This is a genomic window from Pseudohalocynthiibacter aestuariivivens, from assembly GCF_018457175.1.
Classification (GTDB): Bacteria; Pseudomonadota; Alphaproteobacteria; order Rhodobacterales; family Rhodobacteraceae; genus Pseudohalocynthiibacter; species Pseudohalocynthiibacter aestuariivivens.
The window spans coordinates 1-19,377 of sequence record NZ_JAGFNU010000009.1; the positions used below are offsets into that span (position 1 = coordinate 1).

The 19,377-nt window shown below is 52.1% G+C and carries 21 protein-coding genes and 1 tRNA gene; 6 read left to right on the forward strand and 16 right to left on the reverse strand.

Annotated features, from left to right (window positions below):
• The 6 genes from J4E70_RS13300 to clpB form a co-directional block, all read right to left on the reverse strand.
• The coding region (locus tag J4E70_RS13300) for a hypothetical protein (RefSeq protein WP_213890132.1) at nucleotides 1-185 on the reverse strand (185 nt) is incomplete at its 3' end.
• 221 nt (nucleotides 186-406) lie between these two features.
• Nucleotides 407-1,018, reverse strand: a complete 612-nt coding sequence (gene msrQ / locus J4E70_RS13305; protein WP_213890133.1) for a protein-methionine-sulfoxide reductase heme-binding subunit MsrQ — start codon at nucleotides 1,016-1,018, stop codon at nucleotides 407-409.
• A gap of 11 nt (nucleotides 1,019-1,029) precedes the next feature.
• Entirely contained in the window at nucleotides 1,030-1,233 is a 204-nt protein-coding gene (locus tag J4E70_RS19370) for a GDCCVxC domain-containing (seleno)protein (protein ID WP_246531756.1), read from the reverse strand.
• Nucleotides 1,230-1,433 carry a mercury resistance system transport protein MerF gene (merF, locus tag J4E70_RS13310; RefSeq protein WP_213890134.1) on the reverse strand — a complete coding sequence of 68 codons (204 nt, stop codon included), beginning with the start codon at nucleotides 1,431-1,433 and terminating at the stop codon, nucleotides 1,230-1,232. Before merF ends, J4E70_RS19370 begins: the two co-directional genes overlap by 4 nt.
• A gap of 7 nt (nucleotides 1,434-1,440) precedes the next feature.
• Nucleotides 1,441-2,361 carry a protein-methionine-sulfoxide reductase catalytic subunit MsrP gene (gene msrP / locus J4E70_RS13315; protein WP_213890135.1) on the reverse strand — a complete coding sequence of 307 codons (921 nt, stop codon included), beginning with the start codon at nucleotides 2,359-2,361 and terminating at the stop codon, nucleotides 1,441-1,443.
• Nucleotides 2,362-2,511: 150 nt separating this feature from the next.
• Nucleotides 2,512-5,127 carry an ATP-dependent chaperone ClpB gene (gene clpB / locus J4E70_RS13320; RefSeq protein WP_213890136.1) on the reverse strand — a complete coding sequence of 872 codons (2,616 nt, stop codon included), beginning with the start codon at nucleotides 5,125-5,127 and terminating at the stop codon, nucleotides 2,512-2,514.
• A gap of 197 nt (nucleotides 5,128-5,324) precedes the next feature.
• On the opposite strand from clpB, the gene J4E70_RS13325 reads away from it, so the two are divergent.
• From J4E70_RS13325 to J4E70_RS13335, 3 genes are all read left to right on the forward strand, one after another.
• On the forward strand, nucleotides 5,325-5,612 hold the full coding sequence (locus J4E70_RS13325; RefSeq protein ID WP_213890137.1) for a hypothetical protein: 288 nt from the start codon (nucleotides 5,325-5,327) through the stop codon (nucleotides 5,610-5,612).
• Nucleotides 5,613-5,666: 54 nt separating this feature from the next.
• Nucleotides 5,667-6,362: an orotidine-5'-phosphate decarboxylase gene (pyrF, locus tag J4E70_RS13330; RefSeq protein ID WP_213890138.1), complete on the forward strand. Its 696-nt coding sequence runs from the start codon at nucleotides 5,667-5,669 to the stop codon at nucleotides 6,360-6,362.
• 252 nt (nucleotides 6,363-6,614) lie between these two features.
• Nucleotides 6,615-7,079, forward strand: a complete 465-nt coding sequence (locus J4E70_RS13335) for a hypothetical protein (RefSeq protein ID WP_213890139.1) — start codon at nucleotides 6,615-6,617, stop codon at nucleotides 7,077-7,079.
• A gap of 335 nt (nucleotides 7,080-7,414) precedes the next feature.
• Here J4E70_RS13335 and J4E70_RS13340 read toward each other — a convergent pair whose 3' ends face one another.
• Nucleotides 7,415-7,702: an NfeD family protein gene (locus tag J4E70_RS13340; RefSeq protein WP_213890140.1), complete on the reverse strand. Its 288-nt coding sequence runs from the start codon at nucleotides 7,700-7,702 to the stop codon at nucleotides 7,415-7,417.
• Nucleotides 7,699-8,592, reverse strand: a complete 894-nt coding sequence (locus J4E70_RS13345) for an SPFH domain-containing protein (protein ID WP_213890141.1) — start codon at nucleotides 8,590-8,592, stop codon at nucleotides 7,699-7,701. Before J4E70_RS13345 ends, J4E70_RS13340 begins: the two co-directional genes overlap by 4 nt.
• A gap of 97 nt (nucleotides 8,593-8,689) precedes the next feature.
• Between J4E70_RS13345 and J4E70_RS13350 the strand changes: the two genes are divergently transcribed.
• On the forward strand, nucleotides 8,690-9,946 hold the full coding sequence (locus J4E70_RS13350) for a DNA polymerase IV (protein WP_213890142.1): 1,257 nt from the start codon (nucleotides 8,690-8,692) through the stop codon (nucleotides 9,944-9,946).
• A 57-nt stretch (nucleotides 9,947-10,003) separates the two neighbouring features.
• Here J4E70_RS13350 and J4E70_RS13355 read toward each other — a convergent pair whose 3' ends face one another.
• Nucleotides 10,004-10,864, reverse strand: a complete 861-nt coding sequence (locus J4E70_RS13355; protein ID WP_213890143.1) for an N-formylglutamate amidohydrolase — start codon at nucleotides 10,862-10,864, stop codon at nucleotides 10,004-10,006.
• Between the two features lie 151 nt (nucleotides 10,865-11,015).
• Here J4E70_RS13355 and J4E70_RS13360 point away from each other — a divergent pair.
• Together J4E70_RS13360 and ykgO are read left to right on the forward strand one after the other, a co-directional pair.
• Nucleotides 11,016-11,090: transfer RNA gene (locus tag J4E70_RS13360), tRNA-Val, on the forward strand.
• A gap of 63 nt (nucleotides 11,091-11,153) precedes the next feature.
• The gene (ykgO, locus tag J4E70_RS13365) at nucleotides 11,154-11,279 is read left to right on the forward strand and encodes a type B 50S ribosomal protein L36 (protein WP_213890144.1); all 126 of its coding nucleotides are present in this window, start codon (nucleotides 11,154-11,156) and stop codon (nucleotides 11,277-11,279) included.
• Nucleotides 11,280-11,396: 117 nt separating this feature from the next.
• On the opposite strand, the gene J4E70_RS13370 is transcribed toward ykgO, so the two are convergent.
• The 7 genes from J4E70_RS13370 to J4E70_RS13400 form a co-directional block, all read right to left on the reverse strand.
• On the reverse strand, nucleotides 11,397-12,017 hold the full coding sequence (locus tag J4E70_RS13370; RefSeq protein ID WP_213890145.1) for a DUF6647 family protein: 621 nt from the start codon (nucleotides 12,015-12,017) through the stop codon (nucleotides 11,397-11,399).
• A gap of 106 nt (nucleotides 12,018-12,123) precedes the next feature.
• On the reverse strand, nucleotides 12,124-13,749 hold the full coding sequence (locus J4E70_RS13375; RefSeq protein WP_213890146.1) for a peptidoglycan-binding domain-containing protein: 1,626 nt from the start codon (nucleotides 13,747-13,749) through the stop codon (nucleotides 12,124-12,126).
• Nucleotides 13,750-13,889: 140 nt separating this feature from the next.
• Nucleotides 13,890-15,107 carry a phenylacetate--CoA ligase family protein gene (locus J4E70_RS13380; RefSeq protein WP_213890147.1) on the reverse strand — a complete coding sequence of 406 codons (1,218 nt, stop codon included), beginning with the start codon at nucleotides 15,105-15,107 and terminating at the stop codon, nucleotides 13,890-13,892.
• Entirely contained in the window at nucleotides 15,107-15,931 is an 825-nt protein-coding gene (locus J4E70_RS13385; protein WP_213890148.1) for an ABC transporter ATP-binding protein, read from the reverse strand. The genes J4E70_RS13380 and J4E70_RS13385 overlap by 1 nt, the downstream gene beginning before the upstream one ends.
• Before the next feature lie 68 nt (nucleotides 15,932-15,999).
• The gene (locus J4E70_RS13390) at nucleotides 16,000-17,298 is read right to left on the reverse strand and encodes an ABC transporter substrate-binding protein (protein ID WP_213890149.1); all 1,299 of its coding nucleotides are present in this window, start codon (nucleotides 17,296-17,298) and stop codon (nucleotides 16,000-16,002) included.
• Nucleotides 17,299-17,356: 58 nt separating this feature from the next.
• The gene (locus tag J4E70_RS13395; RefSeq protein WP_213890150.1) at nucleotides 17,357-18,433 is read right to left on the reverse strand and encodes a branched-chain amino acid ABC transporter permease; all 1,077 of its coding nucleotides are present in this window, start codon (nucleotides 18,431-18,433) and stop codon (nucleotides 17,357-17,359) included.
• A gap of 3 nt (nucleotides 18,434-18,436) precedes the next feature.
• Nucleotides 18,437-19,354, reverse strand: a complete 918-nt coding sequence (locus J4E70_RS13400; RefSeq protein ID WP_213890298.1) for a branched-chain amino acid ABC transporter permease — start codon at nucleotides 19,352-19,354, stop codon at nucleotides 18,437-18,439.
• Between the last annotated feature and the right edge of the window lie 23 nt (nucleotides 19,355-19,377).

Below are 19,377 nucleotides of genomic sequence, written 5' to 3' on the forward strand. Positions count from 1 at the left end.
GCACCATTCTTCGTTGGTGCCGCCAGCCCGCATAACCTCTGATTTATTTCCAGACTTCCTAACCATAAGGCCAGTCCGCCAGACCAAAACAACGTCGCCGCCGCCTCGGTGAAGTGGTGTTTAGGCCGATCGAACGAACCCCGCAAGTGGTTTTTTTCGAAACATGTCATTTTTTTTAAATTCATTTTATTTCCCTGTATTTTTGAAGGGTTAAAGCAATGAATGGAATGTCAGCCAGTCTTTTAGCGCAATTATTTGACCCCAGAACCACCGAAAACAATAAGGCGGATCAAGATATCGACAACCACACCCTGATCGAAATGCGATTCAGCGAGTCGATCGTGCGTGGTTGGGGGCTTTGCTCTGAAAGCTCTGGAATTCAGGTATTCAACGAATCCAAAGACATCTACACAGTAATATTGGATCGTTTCGACTTTAGGCGCAGCAAAAGTAGTGCAAGCGCTATACCCAGATAAATGAAGGGTTCCATCTGCCAGCCTTTAACGACCATGACGAAATGCAACGCACCTGCCAAAGCTGCGGGGTATGTTAAGCGGTGCAACAGGCGCCATGCTGGCGCGCCCATGCGGCTTACAGACCGGTTGTTCGATGTAATCGCCAGGGGCAACATCATAACAAAGGCGGCCATACCAATCGTGATGTACGGTCTTTTTAGGATATCAGCCCAAATTTGCCCCCACAGGAGCTGAATATCAAGGAGCAACCAGACCGACAGATGGAGTGATACATAGAAAAAAGTGAGCAACCCTAGTGCACGGCGAAACTTGATCAGGTTCACCCCGGCATATTTTCGAAGTGGGGAGATTGCCAGCGTTGCGAGCAGTATCTGCAACCCGATTTCACCAAGCCTGTGTTCCAGCGCTTTGACCGCGTCAACGCCCAATGCTCCTGTGAACAACTGATACATCAGCCAGACCAAGGGTATCATTCCGACTATATAAAGCGAACCCGCTGGTACGCGACGTGCGTTCTTGTTCAGAAAATCGGCAATACTCATTCAAAACCCTGCTAACAGCATTCGTTGCCATTCTGAATGGGCGGACAAGGCTGCGTTCCGTAGGAGCAATAAACACAGCAGTCGCCTTTCAAGGGCGTCAGTATCGCACCGCAACCAGCGCAATCGTAAAACCACTGGCATGCATCTGTCGGCATTTCCTCTGCTTTGCGATGCCCACAACGCGGGCAGGTTATTATTGAAACGGGATCAATCATATCCGCGTCCTCCTGACTAACGCATAAATCGTAACAGCTAAAAAGACACCAAGGAGCGGTAAAAGAACGAGGTCCAGATATCCAACCAAAGCTGAAAGACCAAGAACGCCTAACAGCACGACTAAAACTGGAGTGAAGCAGCAAAGCGCCACGATAACTGTTCCAATCGCACCGATCTTTGCTAATTTTTTACTTTGCATTGCCTTCCTAAAAATCTTTGGCGAGGTCCATGCCAGCATAAAGCGACCCAACCTGATCTGCATAGCCGTTCATCATGAGGGTCGGCTGACGTTTGGCGATGAAGCCGCCGATCCGGCGTTCTGTTGCCTGGCTCCAGCGTGGATGATCCACTTCCGGATTTACGTTACAATAGAAACCATATTCGCGGGGGTTTGCCATATTCCAGCTTGTTTCAGGTTGTTCCGAAGTAAGTGTGATACGGACAATCGACTTAATTGATTTGAACCCGTATTTCCAAGGAACAACCAAACGAAGCGGGGCGCCATTTTGATTTGGCAGCTCTTCACCATAAAGCCCTGTCGCCATGATTGTGAGCGGATGCATAGCCTCATCAAGGCGCAAGCCTTCGCGGTACGGCCAATCCAACGTGTTATATCTTTGTCCCGGCATTTCCTCGGGCCGCACTAATGTTTCGAAGGAAACGTATTTTGCCGAAGATTGCACACCCACACGGCTCAGTATTTGACTAAGCTCAAAGCCGACCCATGGAATGACCATTGCCCAGGCTTCGACGCAACGGAACCGGTAGATACGCTCTTCCATAGTGACGCCAGATGTCAGATCAGCGAGATCGTAATCTCCGGGCCGGTCAACCAACCCATCAATCTTAACACTCCATGGATCTGTAGTCAGATTGTCAGAGTAGCGCGCCGGGTCCCCCTTGCCGGTCCCGAATTCGTAAAAGTTGTTGTAGCTTGTCGCATCTTCATAACTGTTGGGCTCCTCATCAGTGGAATAAGAGCTTGGCGCAGTCTGGATGCTGGCCAGCGCCGGCCCTGCAATGGAGCCGAGCGCCAACGCCCCAGCCCCCGCCATAAGCTGACGGCGATTGAGGAAATTTGCTTTTGGGGTCACGTCGGACCATTTCAGATCAGGGGTATAGCGCATGCCGGTCTCCTAACATTTGGTTAACAATCGCCTAAAACCCTTCACCTTAAAAGCCAAACCAACTTATCTCACGAAACTGTTTGGAAATTGTAACGTAAAAAAAATCCCGCCCAAAACCGGGCGGGATTTTCACTTTTGCTATACATAGGTTTAATGCAGGACCGCATCCTCTGGTGGCTTACGGTCTGATGATGACACTCTGTCACCAACGATCAGACCATCGGCCCCGGCACTAACCGGAATGGTATCACCATCCAGAACCTCGCCTGCCAGAAGCATTTCAGCAAGCCTATCCTGCAAGGAGCGCTGGATCACCCGCTTGAGCGGTCGGGCACCAAACACCGGATCATAACCTTCATCTGCCAGCCATGTCTTAGCGCTGTCATCCATTTCGAGTATGATCTTGCGCGCCGCAAGACGTTTTGAAAGAAGACCCAACTGGATTGAAACAATCCCGTCCATGTCATCACGCGAGAGACGGTCAAATATGATGGTTTCGTCCAGACGGTTCAGGAACTCTGGCCGGAAATGTGCCCGGACCGCATCCATAACGTCACGCTTGGCCTCGCTTGCGCTCGATCCTTCGGGCAACTGGCTCAACGCCTGTGCCCCAAGGTTTGACGTCAGAACAATCAGCGTCTGTTTGAAGTCAACAGTCCGCCCATGCCCGTCAGTCAGAACGCCGTCGTCAAGCACCTGAAGAAGAACATTAAACACATCAGGATGCGCCTTTTCGACTTCGTCGAACAAAACAACCTGATATGGCCTGCGCCGAACCGCTTCGGTCAGCACGCCGCCTTCGTCATAGCCAACATAGCCGGGAGGCGCGCCAATCAGGCGGGCGACCGCGTGTTTTTCCATAAACTCCGACATGTCGATCCGCACCATAGCGCTGTCGTCGTCGAACAGATATTCTGCGACGGCTTTGGTCAGTTCGGTCTTACCAACACCTGTCGGCCCAAGGAACAGGAAGCTGCCAAGTGGGCGCGACTCATCATTCAGCCCTGCGCGTGCACGGCGTACTGCATTTGCAACAGCCTTAACCGCTTGCTTCTGGCCGATCACGCGTTTGCCGATCTCCTCTTCCATACGCAGCAGTTTTTCGCGTTCGCCTTCCAGCATTTTAGAGGTTGGAATACCTGTCCAACGCTCAACCACACTGGCAATTTGCTCCGGACGAACGGCTTCAGAAACCATGACGTCATCTTCACGGCTTTCCGTCTCTGCAAGCTTTTTCTCGAGCTCTGGGATGATGCCATAAGACAGCTCACCCGCTTTGCCGAGGTCGCCTTCGCGTTTGGCGTGATCAAGCTCAATGCGTGCACGATCCAGTTGCTCTTTCATGTCACGCGCATTGGCAAGCTTGTCTCGCTCACCCTGCCATTGTGCCGTCATCTCGCTGGAGCGTTCCTGCAGTTCAGACAGTTCTTTTTGCAGTGTTTCCAGGCGATCTTTTGACGCTGTATCGTCTTCTTTCTTCAACGCCTCAGCTTCGATCTGCTTTTGCATGATTTCACGGTCCAGCGTGTCCAGTTCCTCTGGTTTGCTGTCCACTTCCATACGCAAACGCGACGCGGCCTCATCCATCAGGTCAATCGCTTTATCTGGCAAGAACCGATCCGTGATATAGCGGTGGCTGAGCGTTGCCGCCGAAACAAGCGCACTATCGGAAATACGCACACCATGGTGTAGTTCGTATTTTTCCTTGATACCGCGCAGGATAGAGATTGTATCCTCGACCGTTGGCTCAACAACCAATACAGGCTGAAACCGCCGCGCAAGGGCAGCATCTTTTTCAACATACTTACGGTATTCATCCAGCGTGGTTGCGCCCACACAGTGTAGCTCACCCCGCGCCAACGCAGGTTTCAGCAGGTTCGAGGCATCCATCGCCCCGTCCGCCTTACCGGCGCCAACCAGTGTGTGCATCTCGTCGATAAACAGGATGATTTCACCCGCAGCCGAAGTTACTTCGCTCAGAACCGCTTTCAAGCGTTCTTCGAACTCACCGCGGTATTTCGCGCCGGCAATCAAGGACCCCATGTCAAGTGCAAGGAGCTTTTTGTTCTTCAGGCTTTCAGGAACGTCACCGTTCACGATCCGCAGTGCGAGGCCTTCGGCGATCGCCGTTTTACCTACGCCCGGCTCACCAATCAGAACCGGGTTGTTCTTGGTCCGGCGGGAAAGCACCTGCATCGTCCGGCGAATTTCCTCGTCCCGTCCGATAATCGGGTCAATCTTGCCTTCTTCGGCGGCTTCCGTCAGATCACGCGCGTATTTCTTCAGCGCATCGTACCCTTCTTCAGCACTGGCCGTATCAGCAGTACGTCCTTTGCGGATATCGTTGATTGCTTCGTTCAGCTTTTGCGCTGAAACGGCACCCGCTTCCAAGGCATCCTTGGCTTTGGATTTAACCATCGCAAGCGTCATCAAAATGCGTTCGACAGGGACAAAACTGTCACCGGCTTTGGTCGCAATTTTCTCGGCCTCGTCCAACACCTTGGCGGTCTGCGTATCAAGATACACCTGCCCTGCATCACCGGTAACCTTTGGCATCTTGGCCAACGAAGCTTCAAGCGCTTCGACCACGCGTTCCGGCGCGCCGCCAGCACGTTTGATCAGGTTGCTTGCAAGCCCCTGATCGTCATCCATCAATGCTTTTAGTAAATGTTCCGGGCCAAGCCTCTGGTGGCTTTCCCGTGTCGCAATAGTCTGTGCAGCCTGTAAAAACCCACGTGACCGCTCCGTGAACTTCTCCATGTTCATCGGTACTCTCCTTTATATAAGCGTCCCCTCAAAAATGCCCGCTTGGCGGCACATTCTTTCCGGACCTTGAACATTATGTGGTTCTCTTTTCTCTCATCTTCAAGACCTTTGAGCTTTGAGAAACTCTTGCCACGTCCTTTCCTTGCCCGTGCCTTATTCGCGGTTTATTCAAATCGAAACAAACAGCGGGGCACGCCATGCATGTACTTGATATCATCATTGAAGATTGTCGCTTTGATCAGGCTCAATCTCGTTATGTTGGCTGTGTAATTTTCGAACAGGACTCTGGTCAAAGAAGCAGTTTTTTCTGCGCCGTTAATCCACCGTACAGTTTTACGGAAATCACAACACGCGAATACGCAGCGCCAAGGATCGAAGCCGCAATGATTGATGACGCAAAGCGTCAGGCCATGCGTATGCCCGAATTGCGCAGCGGGCGTGGTAAAATTACCTTTGCCAAGAAGTATCCGGTTGAATTGGCATAGCTTGCTGCCTTTGTAATCTGCGCGTATGAGGGGCCTGAAAAAAAGGAGCCCCCAATGCCAGATGACCGCCTGATAGTTGCCCTAGATGTTCCCAACGCACTCGAAGGACTTACCCTTGCGGAAACGCTAGGGGACGCGGTGTCGTTCTACAAAATCGGGCTTGGCATGCTGACGGGTGGCGGGCTGGCGCTTGCGAACGAACTTAAGGAAGAACATGGTAAGCGTATCTTCCTTGATATGAAGCTTTTCGATATTGGTGCCACAGTAGAAGCTGCCGTTCGCGGACTTGCGCAATTTGATCTTGATTTTCTGACCGTACACGGTGACCCGCATGTGGTGCGGGCGGCCAAGGAAGGCGCCCGCGGAAAAGACCTTAAAATCCTCGCTGTGACTATTCTGACATCTCTGGATCGGGGCGATCTTGATGACAGTCTGATCAAATCAGGCGAAGTTCAGGATCTGGTGCTGGAACGCGCGGCACGCGCGTTTGAAGCTGGGGCTGACGGTGTGATCGCATCGCCCCAGGAAGCGGCGCAAATACGCGCACTGCCAGAATCCAAAGGACGGCTCATCGTGACCCCAGGTGTACGTCCTGCAGGGGCAGCATTGGGTGACCAAAAGAGAGTCGCGACACCAGCGCAAGCGATACGAGATGGTGTCGATCATATCGTTGTCGGCCGCCCCGTCTGGCAGTCCCCCGACCCGCGCGGTGCTGCACAAGCTATCTTGGCCGAGCTTGCGTCTGCTTGAGCGGGTAACTTGTCCGGGTCAGAACCTACATTCCCTAAACTCTGTAACATCTGCTATGAGCCCATAGTTACCGATGCTACACCTTGCATTAATGGCTGCTTTCTTTGACAAACTATTTTGAGTGGGGCTAATTAAGATAAGTTTCTTAAGGGATAATTCGACATGTTCGGCTTCAGATCATTTGTTCTGGCGTCATAACTCCAGATGACGTCGCTTTTACCAGCTTACGCAGATCAGTGGCGTTCTGTGGTAATGGCACACTGCTATGACCTCGATGGTTTCAGCTACAGTGAGCACTTCTTCGTGAGGGTTTTCTGGACAGAAGTGGGCGGCGGGCAGCTTTACTCACAAACATCGAACGATGACGCACCAAAAGGCCTTCACAGCCTGAACAAGGAACCTGCTTCATACTTGATCGATGGCAATAGAGTGGCCTTTGAAACAGCAAACTATCGCGCTCCGACGATCAGTGGTTGGTGCGGTCTCTGTGAGCAAACTGGGTTCCGAATTACCGTCAACGAAAACGTCGTATGGGAAGTACCCGCACCCGAGACGCGGGGTATGCCAATATTCAATGGAACCGTAGATATGGATCGAAGCATGTTGCGCGTTTGCGAGGAAAATGTACCAGCAGCCCTCGGAGTGGAAATTCCATTCGAGCAGGATTATTTCTCAGCACGAACTTCCATCTTAGTCTGTAAGACAATTGACTACTAACAGCCGACAGATTTCAAAACCCCAGTCGGAAAGACGAGCAGCAATTCGTCATACTTTCCAGAAAGCTGACGTTGGCCTAACCTAAACGAACTCACGCTTCGCCCCACCTAACCGACTTCTAACATTTTGTCGGTTCACAGCGTTTGACAACCAAAACGTCGGACGTGACTATCTTCAAAACAACTCTCACCCAAATGCCCGCGCGTTGCACGGGCAGCGGTCGAACCGCCTCCACGGGGCGGGCGCTTCTCGCCTTTCCCTCGGTTCGGGCGCGGCGCTCCGGTTCGGTGTGGTCCGTAACTTTAATGATTGCTTAGTAGCTGTAAAACCTAAACCTAGTCGTTGACGTCTTTGTCGTCCCAGGATTTCACCTGGCTTTTACGCACACCAACAACACGGCGCAGCACATACCAAGCGACAAGCGAACTGACCGCAAACAACAACAATGTTGCAGGAAGAGAAACCATCAACAACGCACTCAACGGCCCACCGATCACCAGGAAAATTCCGACAACCGCCGCCCCAACCGCAAAGCCGATCAGAATAAAGCCGGGTGCCAGCACCTCAAGGATTGCCAGAACCAGCGCTGCTGAAAGCCAAACCCACCAGACAGTCCAGATCATTTCGCACCTTTAAGTAAGCCAAAAGCGTCTGAGAACGCATCAAGCGCGTGTGCGGGTAACAGGATGGTCTGCTTGCCTTCACCTTTGCCAACGGCGACCAGCGCCTCAACCTGTTTCAGAGCCACTTGATACTGCGCGGCTTCGATACCGTTTTCCTTAATCGCCAGCGCAACCACCTGCGTTGCATAGGCTTCGGCATCTGCCTGAACCCTGCGTGCTTTTGCAGCTTGTTCCGCTGAATATAGTTCTGCATCGGCGTTCAATTCGACCGCACGTTTTGTACCCTCTGCTTCAGTAACCTGCGCACGCCTTGCGCGTTCGGCATTCAATTGCTGCAGCATTGCATTGCGGGTCGCCTGATCCAGATTGACGTCAAGCAGTTCTGCCCGTGTGACCTCGATCCCCCAGTCATCAACGACCGCCTCTACCGCCAGTTTAATACGGCTGGTTAGCTGGTTGCGGTTTGTCTGGACTTCATCAAGTTCGAGCGCACCAATTTCCGAACGCACAATACCCGCGACAGTCGTGGCAATTGCGGCGTCGACATCGCGTATACGGTAAACCGTCTTTTCCGGCTCGGTGATCCGGTAGAACACTGAGGTATCGACCTGCACCAGAACGTTGTCAGATGTAATTGCATCCTGACTTGCGGTTGGCAATTGACGTTCCAGAATGGAAATCTTGTGACGTACCCTGTCCAGGAATGGCACGATAAAGTTGATCCCAGGCCCAAGAACCGCATGCAACCGCCCAAACCGTTCAACCACAAACTTGTCTGACTGCGGTACGATACGTACGCCAAGAAGGATACAGAGAATGATAAAGGCAGCCAGTAATAGCACTACAAGGTTGCCGTTCAGAAAATCCATTAGAAAGTCTTGAGCGTTCATCTTATCCTCGAGTTTCTATTTCGTAATATCGGTCAGAAAGCTGGTTCTGATACTTGAATGGATTGTGTATCGCTGATTTGCAACCTATTTTGCCGCCATGCCTGCTTTGTGTCGAAATTGCCTGGCGGTGTTTCAAGAATCCGCGCCACGCTGCCCGAATTGCCGCAGCCCCAGAATGCTTGAACATCCGGAACTTTTTTCGCTCTCAATTGCGCATATGGACTGCGATGCTTTCTATGCGTCGGTCGAAAAACGCGACAACCCGGATTTGCGCGACAAACCCGTTATCATCGGTGGCGGCAAACGCGGTGTTGTTTCTACGGCGTGTTACATCGCCCGCATCAAGGGTGTTCGTTCTGCGATGCCGATGTTTCAGGCATTAAAACTATGCCCCGAAGCAATTGTCGTTCCCCCAAGAATGTCGGCTTATGTTGATGCATCGCGCGCTATTCGGGCGATGATGGACGAACTCACGCCCTCAATCGAACCGTTATCGCTGGACGAAGCATTCCTTGACCTGAGAGGCACTGAAAAACTGCATGGTTCTCCCCCCGCTGTCATGCTTGCCAGTCTTGTGAAACGGATGATGGACGAGCTTGGTCTAACAGGGTCAATTGGTCTTTCGCACAATAAGTTTCTTGCAAAAGTTGCCTCCGACCTTGACAAACCCCAGGGTTTTTCCGTGATTGGCAAACAGGAAACGCCCGCCTTTTTGGCGGGCAAGCCTGTCCGAATGATTTGGGGAATTGGCCCGGCTGGCCAAGTTTCGCTTGAAAAGGTCGGCATCCGTACCTTTACAGACCTTCTGAGATGGAACCGCGAAGATCTTTGCCAAAGATTCGGTTCAATGGGTGATCGCCTGTGGCATCTTGCCCGCGGTGAAGATTACCGGCGGGTCTCGGCAAATGCCCCAATAAAAAGCATATCCAAGGAAACAACCTTTTTTGAAGATACGGCAAACACAGACCTGCTTGATGGCTATATATGGCGGCTCGCAGAGAAAGTTGCGGATCGCGCCAAGGCGCGCCACCTTGCTGGCCGCGTTGTTACGCTAAAACTAAAACAGGCAAATTTTTCGACGTTAACACGCCGTGTCAGCCTGCAAGATGCAACGCAGATCGCCGACCGCATTTACCGTACAGCGCGCGCATTGTTTGATCAGGTTGGGGATAAGGGCCCCTACAGGCTGATTGGCGTCGGTATCAGCGATCTGGTCGCTGAAGAAGGTGCAGACATATCAGGCGACCTGCTGGATCCAGAGGCGGAAAAACGCGTCGAAATTGAACGGGCTTCAGACAAAATTCGAAAAAAATTTGGCACTGACGCGATTTTAAAGGGTCGAGCATTGCGCTGATGCCTTCGTTAACTTCTTGCCTCCGGCGGGGATATTTTCAGGAAAAAGAAAGCGCGTTTACTCTGCCGCGAGCGATACTTTTCTTCGCCCGGTATCAATAATGTCTGCGGCAACCTGGCTCATCAGTTTACGGAAGGCTATGAAGTTTCCATTGGGGCGGATCATCTTTTCATTCATGTATAGAGAGCGATCAATTTCGATTTGCACTGCGTGTTGATTGCGCGAAGGCCTTCCATAGTGCTGAACGATAAATGCTCCGGCAAAGGGCGAGTTACGTGCTACACGCAGACCCGCCTTTGAAAATGCGGCTTCGATCCGGTCAACAAAATCGGAATTTGCGGCAACGCCGAAACGATCACCCAGAACAACATCGGGGTGAGGTTTGCCCGCATGATGAATACTTTCAATCGCCTCGTGTGGCATTGAGTGACAGTCAATCAGAATCGACTCGCCAAACTCACTTATGTTTTGCTTCATGAGGCTCTGCAAACAGTCGTGATACGGTCGCCAGACTTCACTGATTCGCTTGTGTGCTTCTTTGAGTGAAATTTTTCCCCGATAGATTCCACGGCCATTCGCGACAACACGCGGAACAACGCCAAGACCCGACGCCACGCGAGGATTGTGAATTTTCGTTTCCATATCTTCGATAAGGGCCGCATCCAGTTCATCAGCGTTCCGATTAAGATCCAGATAAGCCCGCGGTACGGATGCAGACAACAAAGGGCTACCGAATTTGGGGACTTCTTCAAACAACAAGTCAACAAACGCATCTTCGGATGTGCGAATGATCCGTTCATCCAAGACCGAGCTGCGCAAGAATGAAGCAGGGTAGATTCGCCCACTATGAGGTGACGCGAAAATCACGCTTGAACTGTGGTCCACCGGCATGGCGAGTTGATATGGTAACTTTGTCATCTGTTATCCTCTTACAACATACATAACCGCATTTCCCAAGTTACCAAAAGCCCTTGATCCCCAGTTCGACTCCTTTTATAGACCACCGAACAGACGCGGACCCACCCGCGTCCCTTTTATTTGGGACAGGTGGGGCCTGTGTTCGACAGATGGGCGCTTAGCTCAGCGGGAGAGCACTTCGTTGACATCGAAGGGGTCACTGGTTCAATCCCAGTAGTGCCCACCATCTGCCCCGAAGGGGGATGAATTTTAACCGGGCGCACGCGCGCCGCGACATGAGGAGAAGGCCATGAAGGTCAAAAACTCGCTCCGCTCGCTCAAGGGCCGGCATCGCGACTGCCGCATTGTGCGTCGTAAAGGCCGTGTTTATGTGATCAACAAAACACAGCCAAGGTTCAAAGCCCGCCAGGGCTGAGACCTGCGAAGTTTTAATAAGAAAAAGCCGCCGGGTGTTTCCTTGCGGCTTTTTCTGTTTTCCAGAACGCAACGGCAAAGTTTACTGGCCAAAACATGCCTTTGGGAAAACTTTGATTCAGCCGGGGTGAATATCGCGCGGGCATCTGGACGCAAAAAAGATTTGCAACCAGTCGAAATTTGCGTCCAACCCATTCTGAGCGAGCCACATTTCCTGAAGCTTATATGCTTCCCACTCGGGCTCCTGAAGGCAATTCCAGCCTCGGTTCAAATATTGAACATCGTGGATCAACTCGTGAAGCAAACGCGATTGATCCATTGTGTCGGACGCGTCCCATGGTCTGACAAGAAAAACATGCCTGATTTTCGCGTCATAGGCCGCTCTTAACTGTGCGTCCACAACAATTTCCATTGCTTCGTATTCTATCGTCTCACCCGTGTCACAAAATGAAACGCTTGGCGGGTTCGTTAGACTGCGTTCGATGTCATAGTTCGTATTCTGGCCAATCCATTCGATCAAATCCCGGACTACTTCCCTCGAGTTTTCAAAAGCCAAAGCTTCCGGTTCAAAAGCTTGGTCGGTGGCATCTTCAGCCCCAGGAATTGGCTCAATTTCGCAGTCTGTTTCGGTGCTTTGAATTTCCTCCGTGATCGCGAATGCGCCGCTTGAGATCGCCACCCAAATGACAGCAAAGCTTAAAAGAAGAAGGAACCAGAAACTGAAAAACTTACTTTTCACGCAGCAACACATACAACTCTCGCCAATTAATTCTCTAGCAAACTATCAAATCAGAACGCAGGTATGCTGACGCCTGTCAATCAGGGGTTTGATTTTGGTATGAACTCTAACGGACGAGCAACCGCACCAAAGTTTGCTGCGTAACAAAACCTGTCACGGCAAGGTCCTGCGCACGCTGGAACCTACGGATTGCACGGCGCGTGTTCCTGTCGAACTGCCCATTCACAACACCCGGCTCCAAACCCAAGAACGCCAACCGCCTTTCAATCAACAGCCGTGTGATAGAACTATTCGCAACACGGCGCTCTTCTGCACGCGCGGCTGCAATTTCAGCCTCTGATGCCGGACCACCTTCCAGAGCTTCCAGACGTGCGCGGGCATCTGCAGAGAATAGTCCGTCAGGATAGTCTTCCAGATAACCCCGATATGCTTTCGCTGTGTTTGTCGTGACGACATTATCCCATATTGCGCGTTCTTCAGCTTCTTCTACACTTCGGCGTTCTTCGTTAAAAACCGCCAAGCGGCTTTTCGCAATATCGGAGAACACACCGTCAGGGTAACGCTCAAGATACACACGTAAGTCCGCTTCTTCACCAGAACGCCCAGTTGCGTCCCAGTAAGCGCGATCCTGACGTTCCACCTCTAACTGACGCTGACGTTCTTCTTCTTCAAATTCAGCCGCACGGCGGGTTGCTGCCGCACGTAGAATACCGATTTGGTTACCCGTGAGATATCCGGTTTCATCAAAACCATTGTCTTTTTGCCAGGCCATAATCGCAGCGCGCGTACCGCGACCGAAAATTCCATCCACGCCACGCGGGTCAAAACCAAGCGTCGAGAGCGAGCGCTGGATATCTATTCTCATTTGGCGCGTTAGCTGAAGTGCATCTTCTGTCGCCTCAGCTTCACGAACTGGTGCTTCACGGAACTCTGTGATCAGTTGATTGGCTTCGTCGCGAAACTGACCATTGGGATACCGGTCCAAATAGGAAAGCGCAGCTTCGAGAGTTCCCATCGACCGTACAACGTCCCAATAGTCTGCATCGGCATTTTGGATTGCCACAGGTGTCTCACCCGCGAAAGAAACGCGCTTTGACGTAAATCCAAGGACTTCAACAGAAGACCCGGCCCGTAGCGCAACATCTGACAAAGAGCGTTCCGGATTGAGCAGATCACTACTCAAGATGCGCCTTAGCTCTTGCGCGGGTCCTTTAATAACAGTGATACCCTGAGGGATACTCAATGTACCCAAGCCAGACTCAATGTTTCCCTGAACGTCCAGTTCATCGTCCGACGCAGCTACCATCAAAACCGCACCACCCGGTACGGAACCGAGAACCTCAAGAATAGCACCCACCGACAATCCAAAGCCGCCAACGGTTAAGGCATCTGCAGAGAGTGTGCGACTGCCCAAAAGCCAGCTGTCACGCTCTGAATGAACAATGTGCCCGCCAAGAACGACGATCAGCCGATCAGCCTCTTCCGATGCGTCGCGAAATGACATTGCCAAATTCCACATCTCGCGCGATCTGCTGTTGTCGCCCGCAAAGACAGTGAAACCATCGTTCTTTAGTATGTCGGCCGTATCTGAAAGGGCAGAAACTTCGGGAACGTCACCAAGTCGGAAATAGTCATCATTCGCTATAAGCAATGCTGCATCTTCAGCGCTTGCAATGCTCGCCGCAGACCAAAACAGCGCGCCAAAAAATACCCGTGAAACAGCCGTTTTCATAGAACCCCCCGCTAAATCGTAAAAACACAACAGGCGTATATCCTCTGCGACCTTACCCATTTTGGCAAGGTTCTGAGGAGTTACGCTCGTTCTTACATTATTAGATCAGCTAAAACCTAACTCGTTATCTGAAAGAGGTTTCAATCATAAAGGCGCTGGTCGTCGATTACCTTGCCGTCGTTCGGCAAACTACCGGGTGCCAAAACTTCGACACGGCCTTTCATTCTCAGAAACTGAACAACGCTGGATTCAAAGCTGTCACGGTTCCCACCGTTCGCTTCGACCTGCACGGTCATGACATCCTTTTCACCTTCGCGCGTTGCAATGATACGCGCCTTGGTGATTGCTTCGTTCTGAGCAACAAAATCCGCAACCTGTTCAGGCCGCACGAACATACCCTTGATCTTGGTTGTTTGGTCCGCACGTCCCATCCAACCCCTGATCCGCATATTCGTGCGTCCACAAGGGCTTTGCCCTTCCATGACGGCGCTTAGATCACCGGTCGCAAAACGGATCAGCGGATAGTCAGCGTTAAGAGTTGTGACAACAACTTCGCCAACTTCGCCTGGCGCAACGGGTGTGCCTGTTCCGGGTGTTACAATTTCAACGATAACTCCTTCGTCGACAATCATTCCCTCCATCGCGGCGCTTTCGTAGGCGATATTCCCAAGGTCCGCTGCCGCATAGTTTTGCAAGCAGGTGATCCCACGCTCAGCGTATTCCTGACGCAGGCTGGGAAATAGCGCGCCGCCGCCAACGGCGGCTTTCGTTATACTCAGGGCAGCGCCCATTTCGTCAGCTTTATCGAGAATGATTTTAAGGTAATCGGGTGTTCCCGCATAAGCCGTTGTCCCGATGTCCGCAGCTGCCTGCACCTGCAATTCAGTCTGGCCCGTTCCCGCTGGTAACACCGCAGCACCGACAGCGCGTGCGCCGCTCTCAAAAATCATTCCAGCGGGAGTCAGGTGGTAACTGAAACAATTATGAATGATATCGCCAGTCCCAATGCCGCAGGCATGCAGGAACCGCCCTATACGCCACCAGTCCGGCTCTATCCCGCCCGGCTCATAGATCGGACCCGGCGACTGGAAGATATGGGCAAAACCTGCAGCGGGCCGTGTTGTTAACCCACCCAGAGGTGGACGCGCAGCCTGTGCCTTGCCAAGCTCCGATTTTCTCAAAACCGGAAGGCGGCTTAGCGCAGCGACATCTGTAATGGACTCGGCATCCACATCACCTAGCAATACTTTCAGCCCGGGCGCGGTTTTCGCGCGCGTGATTTGCGCGGGCAAAGTTGCAGACAGATCAGCAGCGCGTTCGTCCGCAGAGCGTATTTCCAGTGTATCGTAGTTGTTCATTAGCTAAGCCACCGCTTCCGGCGCCGGTAAGACCGTACATCACGAAATGATTTGCGACCTTCATCCGAAACACCCAGATAAAATTCTTTTACATCCGGATTTTCGCGGAGTTCGGCCGCGGGGCCGTCCATAACGACGCGGCCACTTTCAAGGATGTATCCATAGTGGGCAAAACGAAGTGCCACATTGGTGTTTTGCTCTGCAAGCAGGAAGGTCACGCCTTCGCCTTCGTTTACGGATTTCACAATTTCAAAAATCTGCTCCACAAGCTGCGGCGCAAGACCCATGCTTGGCTCATCCAGCAAAATCGTTTCGGGACGGCTCATCAGGGCGCGGCCAATCGCGCACATCTGTTGTTCCCCACCCGATGTATAGCCAGCCTGGCTTTTACGGCGGTCTTTCAGCCGCGGAAAATAATTATAAACCATCTCAAGATCTGCGGCGACCGCTCCCTTACCGTCGCGCCGTGTGTAGGCGCCGGTCATCAGGTTTTCTTCAACCGTCAGGTGCTCAAAACAATGGCGGCCTTCCATTACCTGAATGACGCCTTGCTTTACCAGTTCAGCCGGGTTCAGATCCTGAACTTGTTTGCCGCGGTAAGAAACTGATCCCTTGGTAACTTCGCCGCGTTCAGAATGCAGCAGGTTCGAGATCGCCTTGAGCGTCGTTGTTTTGCCGGCACCGTTTCCGCCAAGCAAGGCCGTGATGCCCCCTTTAGGCACCTGAAGACTCACACCCTTAAGGACAAGGATCACGTGATTATAAATCACCTCGATATTGTTGACCTCAAGCAGGGCTTCTTTTGTCTCTACGGAGTCCAGCATCTGATTATCTTCTTTGTCTAAGATTGGGTACTCTGGCCGCAATCCATGTCGCGGCCAGAGAGGCTTTATTAGCCTTCGCAGTCTTCGTTTACTGGCCAAGGCGCATTTGCCTCGGCGTATTCGGCTGCGGCCGGGCCTTCCAGCGAGGCAATTGTCTCGCTGTCAGGCATCAGGTGACCTGAGGCCGGTACGAACTGCGCACCATCCCACTGCAACATCCAACCGCCGGAATGGCCGGTGTGGTTTGCACAAGAGGTTGCGAATGGTGGTACCATGCCGGTCATGCCAAGCTCTGCAAGACGCTCGTCGGTCAGGTTGATGTTCTCCAGACCCCAACGCAGTTGAGACGCATCAATCTCTGCCGCGTCAAAATTCTCCTGAGCTGTTTTAATGCCTTCAGCCAAGATCATCGAGATTACGAGACCACGCTGATAAAAGACCGAGTTAAGTTCATCTTCTGCTGCAAGTGAATCCCCTGCATCAAAGACAAGCTTACGAATGTCAGCCATAACAGGTGCATCAGGCTGTGGTGCCGACCAGCTGATCGAACGGTAACCGGTGCCAGCTTCGCCAACAGTTGCAAGATCAGCATCATGACCAGACCACCAGACGCCAATGAACTGATCCATTGGATAGCGCGTTTTTACAGCTTCGGAAATTGCGCCTGCGTTCATCGCGCCCCATCCCCACATGATCACATAGTCAGGGCGTTCACGGCGAATTTGCAGCCATTGTGCAGATTGGTTCTGCATTTCTTTCAGACCAACCGGAATTGGCAGGAACTCAAAGCCATTCGCTTCGGCCATTGCCTCAAAGAATGGGATCGGCTCTTTACCATATGGGTGGTCCAGATGAAGCAACGCGATTTTCTTGCCGGAAAGCGATGAAAGATCACCACCGCCAAGTTCGTTCAGGATCATCGAAGCGCCGTCCCAGTAGGATGATGGCATGTTGAATGCCCACTGGAACACACGGCCGTCAGCCATTGGTGAGAAGCCATAGCCAGGTGCAAGGATCGGAATTTGGTCAACATTGGTTTTTGGCAGAACCTGCAGGGTAATACCTGTGGACCATGGCTGAGTCACAATTGCAGCGCCTTTTGTGGCCTCATAGCATTCCACCCCCTTTTCGGTGGAATACCCTGTTTCACACTCGTTAAACTCAATAGGGACCCCGCCGATGCCGCCATCACGCGCATTCAACATTGCCATATAGTCACGCTGACCGTTCATCAGCGGAATACCGGTCGCCGCGAAAGGACCTGTCCGGTACGTAAGGTTTGGCACGTTCAGGCCTTCGGCCATCGCAGCCCCGGCCGTTACAACGGCAATCGCCGAGGCAACCGCCAGATTGGTAAGTTTTTTCATTTTCTTCCTCCCGTTAATAGTCATTCAGTTGTTACTGTCTTTTGTTATTAGCCTGCCCCTAGTGCGGGAATGGCCAGATGATAAATTTCTCACGTATCAGCGTCCAAAGCCGCGCCAATCCGTGTGGTTCAATGATCAGGAAAAACACGATCAGCGCGCCAACCACCATGACATTCAGATGTTCAACCGTAGCCGAAGAAATCGGAATGCCAAATGTTTCCGGCAGCGTTTTCAACACCACCGGCAGGGCAACAATAAGGATCGCGCCCATGTAGTTACCCATGATTGACCCCAATCCGCCGATAATCGCGATAAACAAAATACGGAACGAGATCGGGATATCAAACAGGTTGGGCTCTGCAGCACCCCGCCAAAGGAAAACAAACAACGCCCCTGAAACCCCGACGATGTATGAAGATACGGCAAAGGCCGTAAGCTTTGACTTCAGAAGGTTGATACCAATCAGCTCTGCCGCGATGTCCATATCGCGTGTTGCCTTCCAAATCCGGCCCTGCGTTCCCCGCGTAAGATTGATTGCCAGAATCGTCATCAAAGTCACAACAACCAACACAAAATAATACTGCGTCATAGAGGCAGCCTGCGGCCCGGCAACTGGTGTGCCCAGCATTTCAACATGGGGCACCTGAATGGCGCCGGAGGCGTTGTAATTGTAAAGCCACGCCCATTTTTCAAACAGCCAGACAAGGAAAAACTGCGCAGCCAAAGTGGCGATCGCAAGATAAAAACCCTTGATCCGAAGGCTTGGCAAACCAAACAAAACACCGATGAAAGCGGAAAACAACCCGGACATAAGCACCGCGACAAGCAGGTTCATTTCGGGAAAGATCGTTATCATTTTATAGCATGCATAGGCGCCGACGCCCATGAAAGCGCCCGTTCCTAGGCTAAGCTGGCCGGCGTAACCCGTCAGAATATTAAGCCCCAACGCAGCCAGAGAATAGACCAGCACCGGAATAAGCAGCGTCTGAAAAGTAAACTCGCTTGCAGTCAGAGGAAAGATCACCCAGGCGAAGGCAAGGATTATGCCAAGCAGAATAGCATCCTGCCGCACCGGAAACAGTGTCTGATCTTTGAGGTAAGAGGTCTTGAATTGGCCTGCGGTTCTGAAAAGCATTGCCTATACCCTCTCGATAATCTTTTCGCCGAACAGCCCTTGCGGACGGAACAGCAGGACAATCAGCGCCAGAACGAAGGCAAACCACGTCTCGGTATTGCCTCCCATGATCGGCTGACCCCAGTAAATCTCAAACAGCTTCTCCAGGATGCCGATGGCTAAGCCGCCGATAATTGCGCCAGTGATACTTTCAAGGCCGCCAAGCATAAGAACTGGCAAGGCCTTGTAGGCAATCACTTCAAGCGCAAAGCTAACCCCCGCGCGTGCGCCCCAGACGACACCTGTTACCAATGCGATAACGCCTGCGATAAACCACACAAGCACCCAGATCGTACGGAGCGAGATACCAACAGACAGCGCTGCCTGATGGTCATCGCCCAGCGCCCGAACAGCGCGACCCATGCGTGTTTTGTTGAGAAACAACAACAACCCAATAACAAGGGACACCGCACCAATAACTGCGGTGATGTCTTTTTGCTCAAGCAACAGGAAGCCACCGAATGGATTAAGTTCAAACGCGCCTGTCGGAATGCCCAGCTCGCTGGTGATCATCTGTTTGTTTTCACCGCCGAATATCAACTCGCCAAAGCCAATCAGGAACAGTGTAATCCCGATCGTTGCCATGAAGAGAATGATATCAGGCTGACCAACAAGAGGTCGAAGAACCACCCGTTCGATTGTGACAGCAAGCATGAGCATCACACCAAGCGTCAGCACAACCGATATCCATGCAGGAATACCCATTGCATAGAGGCCGACCAAGGTCAGCGCGGCGAAAACAACCATAATGCCTTGGGCAAAGTTGAAAATACGCGAAGATCGGAAAATAAGCACAAATCCCAGCGCAATCAGTGCGTAGAGTACGCCTGAAACAAGCCCTTCCCACAAAACCTGCAACAGAAAATCTGGTGCAGCGACCATGTCGACGAAAGGGTTCACGAAAA

Excerpts from the sequence above, each read along its gene's own strand:
- msrQ (WP_213890133.1), bottom strand. The coding sequence starts at position 1,018 with ATGAGTATTGCCGATTTTCTGAACAAGAACGCACGTCGCGTACCAGCG.
- J4E70_RS19370 (WP_246531756.1), bottom strand. The coding sequence starts at position 1,233 with ATGATTGATCCCGTTTCAATAATAACCTGCCCGCGTTGTGGGCATCGC.
- merF (WP_213890134.1), bottom strand. The coding sequence starts at position 1,433 with ATGCAAAGTAAAAAATTAGCAAAGATCGGTGCGATTGGAACAGTTATC.
- msrP (WP_213890135.1), bottom strand. The coding sequence starts at position 2,361 with ATGCGCTATACCCCTGATCTGAAATGGTCCGACGTGACCCCAAAAGCA.
- clpB (WP_213890136.1), bottom strand. The coding sequence starts at position 5,127 with ATGAACATGGAGAAGTTCACGGAGCGGTCACGTGGGTTTTTACAGGCT.
- J4E70_RS13325 (WP_213890137.1), top strand. The coding sequence starts at position 5,325 with ATGCATGTACTTGATATCATCATTGAAGATTGTCGCTTTGATCAGGCT.
- pyrF (WP_213890138.1), top strand. The coding sequence starts at position 5,667 with ATGCCAGATGACCGCCTGATAGTTGCCCTAGATGTTCCCAACGCACTC.
- J4E70_RS13335 (WP_213890139.1), top strand. The coding sequence starts at position 6,615 with ATGGCACACTGCTATGACCTCGATGGTTTCAGCTACAGTGAGCACTTC.
- J4E70_RS13340 (WP_213890140.1), bottom strand. The coding sequence starts at position 7,702 with ATGATCTGGACTGTCTGGTGGGTTTGGCTTTCAGCAGCGCTGGTTCTG.
- J4E70_RS13345 (WP_213890141.1), bottom strand. The coding sequence starts at position 8,592 with ATGAACGCTCAAGACTTTCTAATGGATTTTCTGAACGGCAACCTTGTA.
- J4E70_RS13350 (WP_213890142.1), top strand. The coding sequence starts at position 8,690 with ATGCCTGCTTTGTGTCGAAATTGCCTGGCGGTGTTTCAAGAATCCGCG.
- J4E70_RS13355 (WP_213890143.1), bottom strand. The coding sequence starts at position 10,864 with ATGACAAAGTTACCATATCAACTCGCCATGCCGGTGGACCACAGTTCA.
- ykgO (WP_213890144.1), top strand. The coding sequence starts at position 11,154 with ATGAAGGTCAAAAACTCGCTCCGCTCGCTCAAGGGCCGGCATCGCGAC.
- J4E70_RS13375 (WP_213890146.1), bottom strand. The coding sequence starts at position 13,749 with ATGAAAACGGCTGTTTCACGGGTATTTTTTGGCGCGCTGTTTTGGTCT.
- J4E70_RS13380 (WP_213890147.1), bottom strand. The coding sequence starts at position 15,107 with ATGAACAACTACGATACACTGGAAATACGCTCTGCGGACGAACGCGCT.
- J4E70_RS13385 (WP_213890148.1), bottom strand. The coding sequence starts at position 15,931 with ATGCTGGACTCCGTAGAGACAAAAGAAGCCCTGCTTGAGGTCAACAAT.
- J4E70_RS13390 (WP_213890149.1), bottom strand. The coding sequence starts at position 17,298 with ATGAAAAAACTTACCAATCTGGCGGTTGCCTCGGCGATTGCCGTTGTA.
- J4E70_RS13395 (WP_213890150.1), bottom strand. The coding sequence starts at position 18,433 with ATGCTTTTCAGAACCGCAGGCCAATTCAAGACCTCTTACCTCAAAGAT.
- J4E70_RS13400 (WP_213890298.1), bottom strand. The coding sequence starts at position 19,354 with ATGGTCGCTGCACCAGATTTTCTGTTGCAGGTTTTGTGGGAAGGGCTT.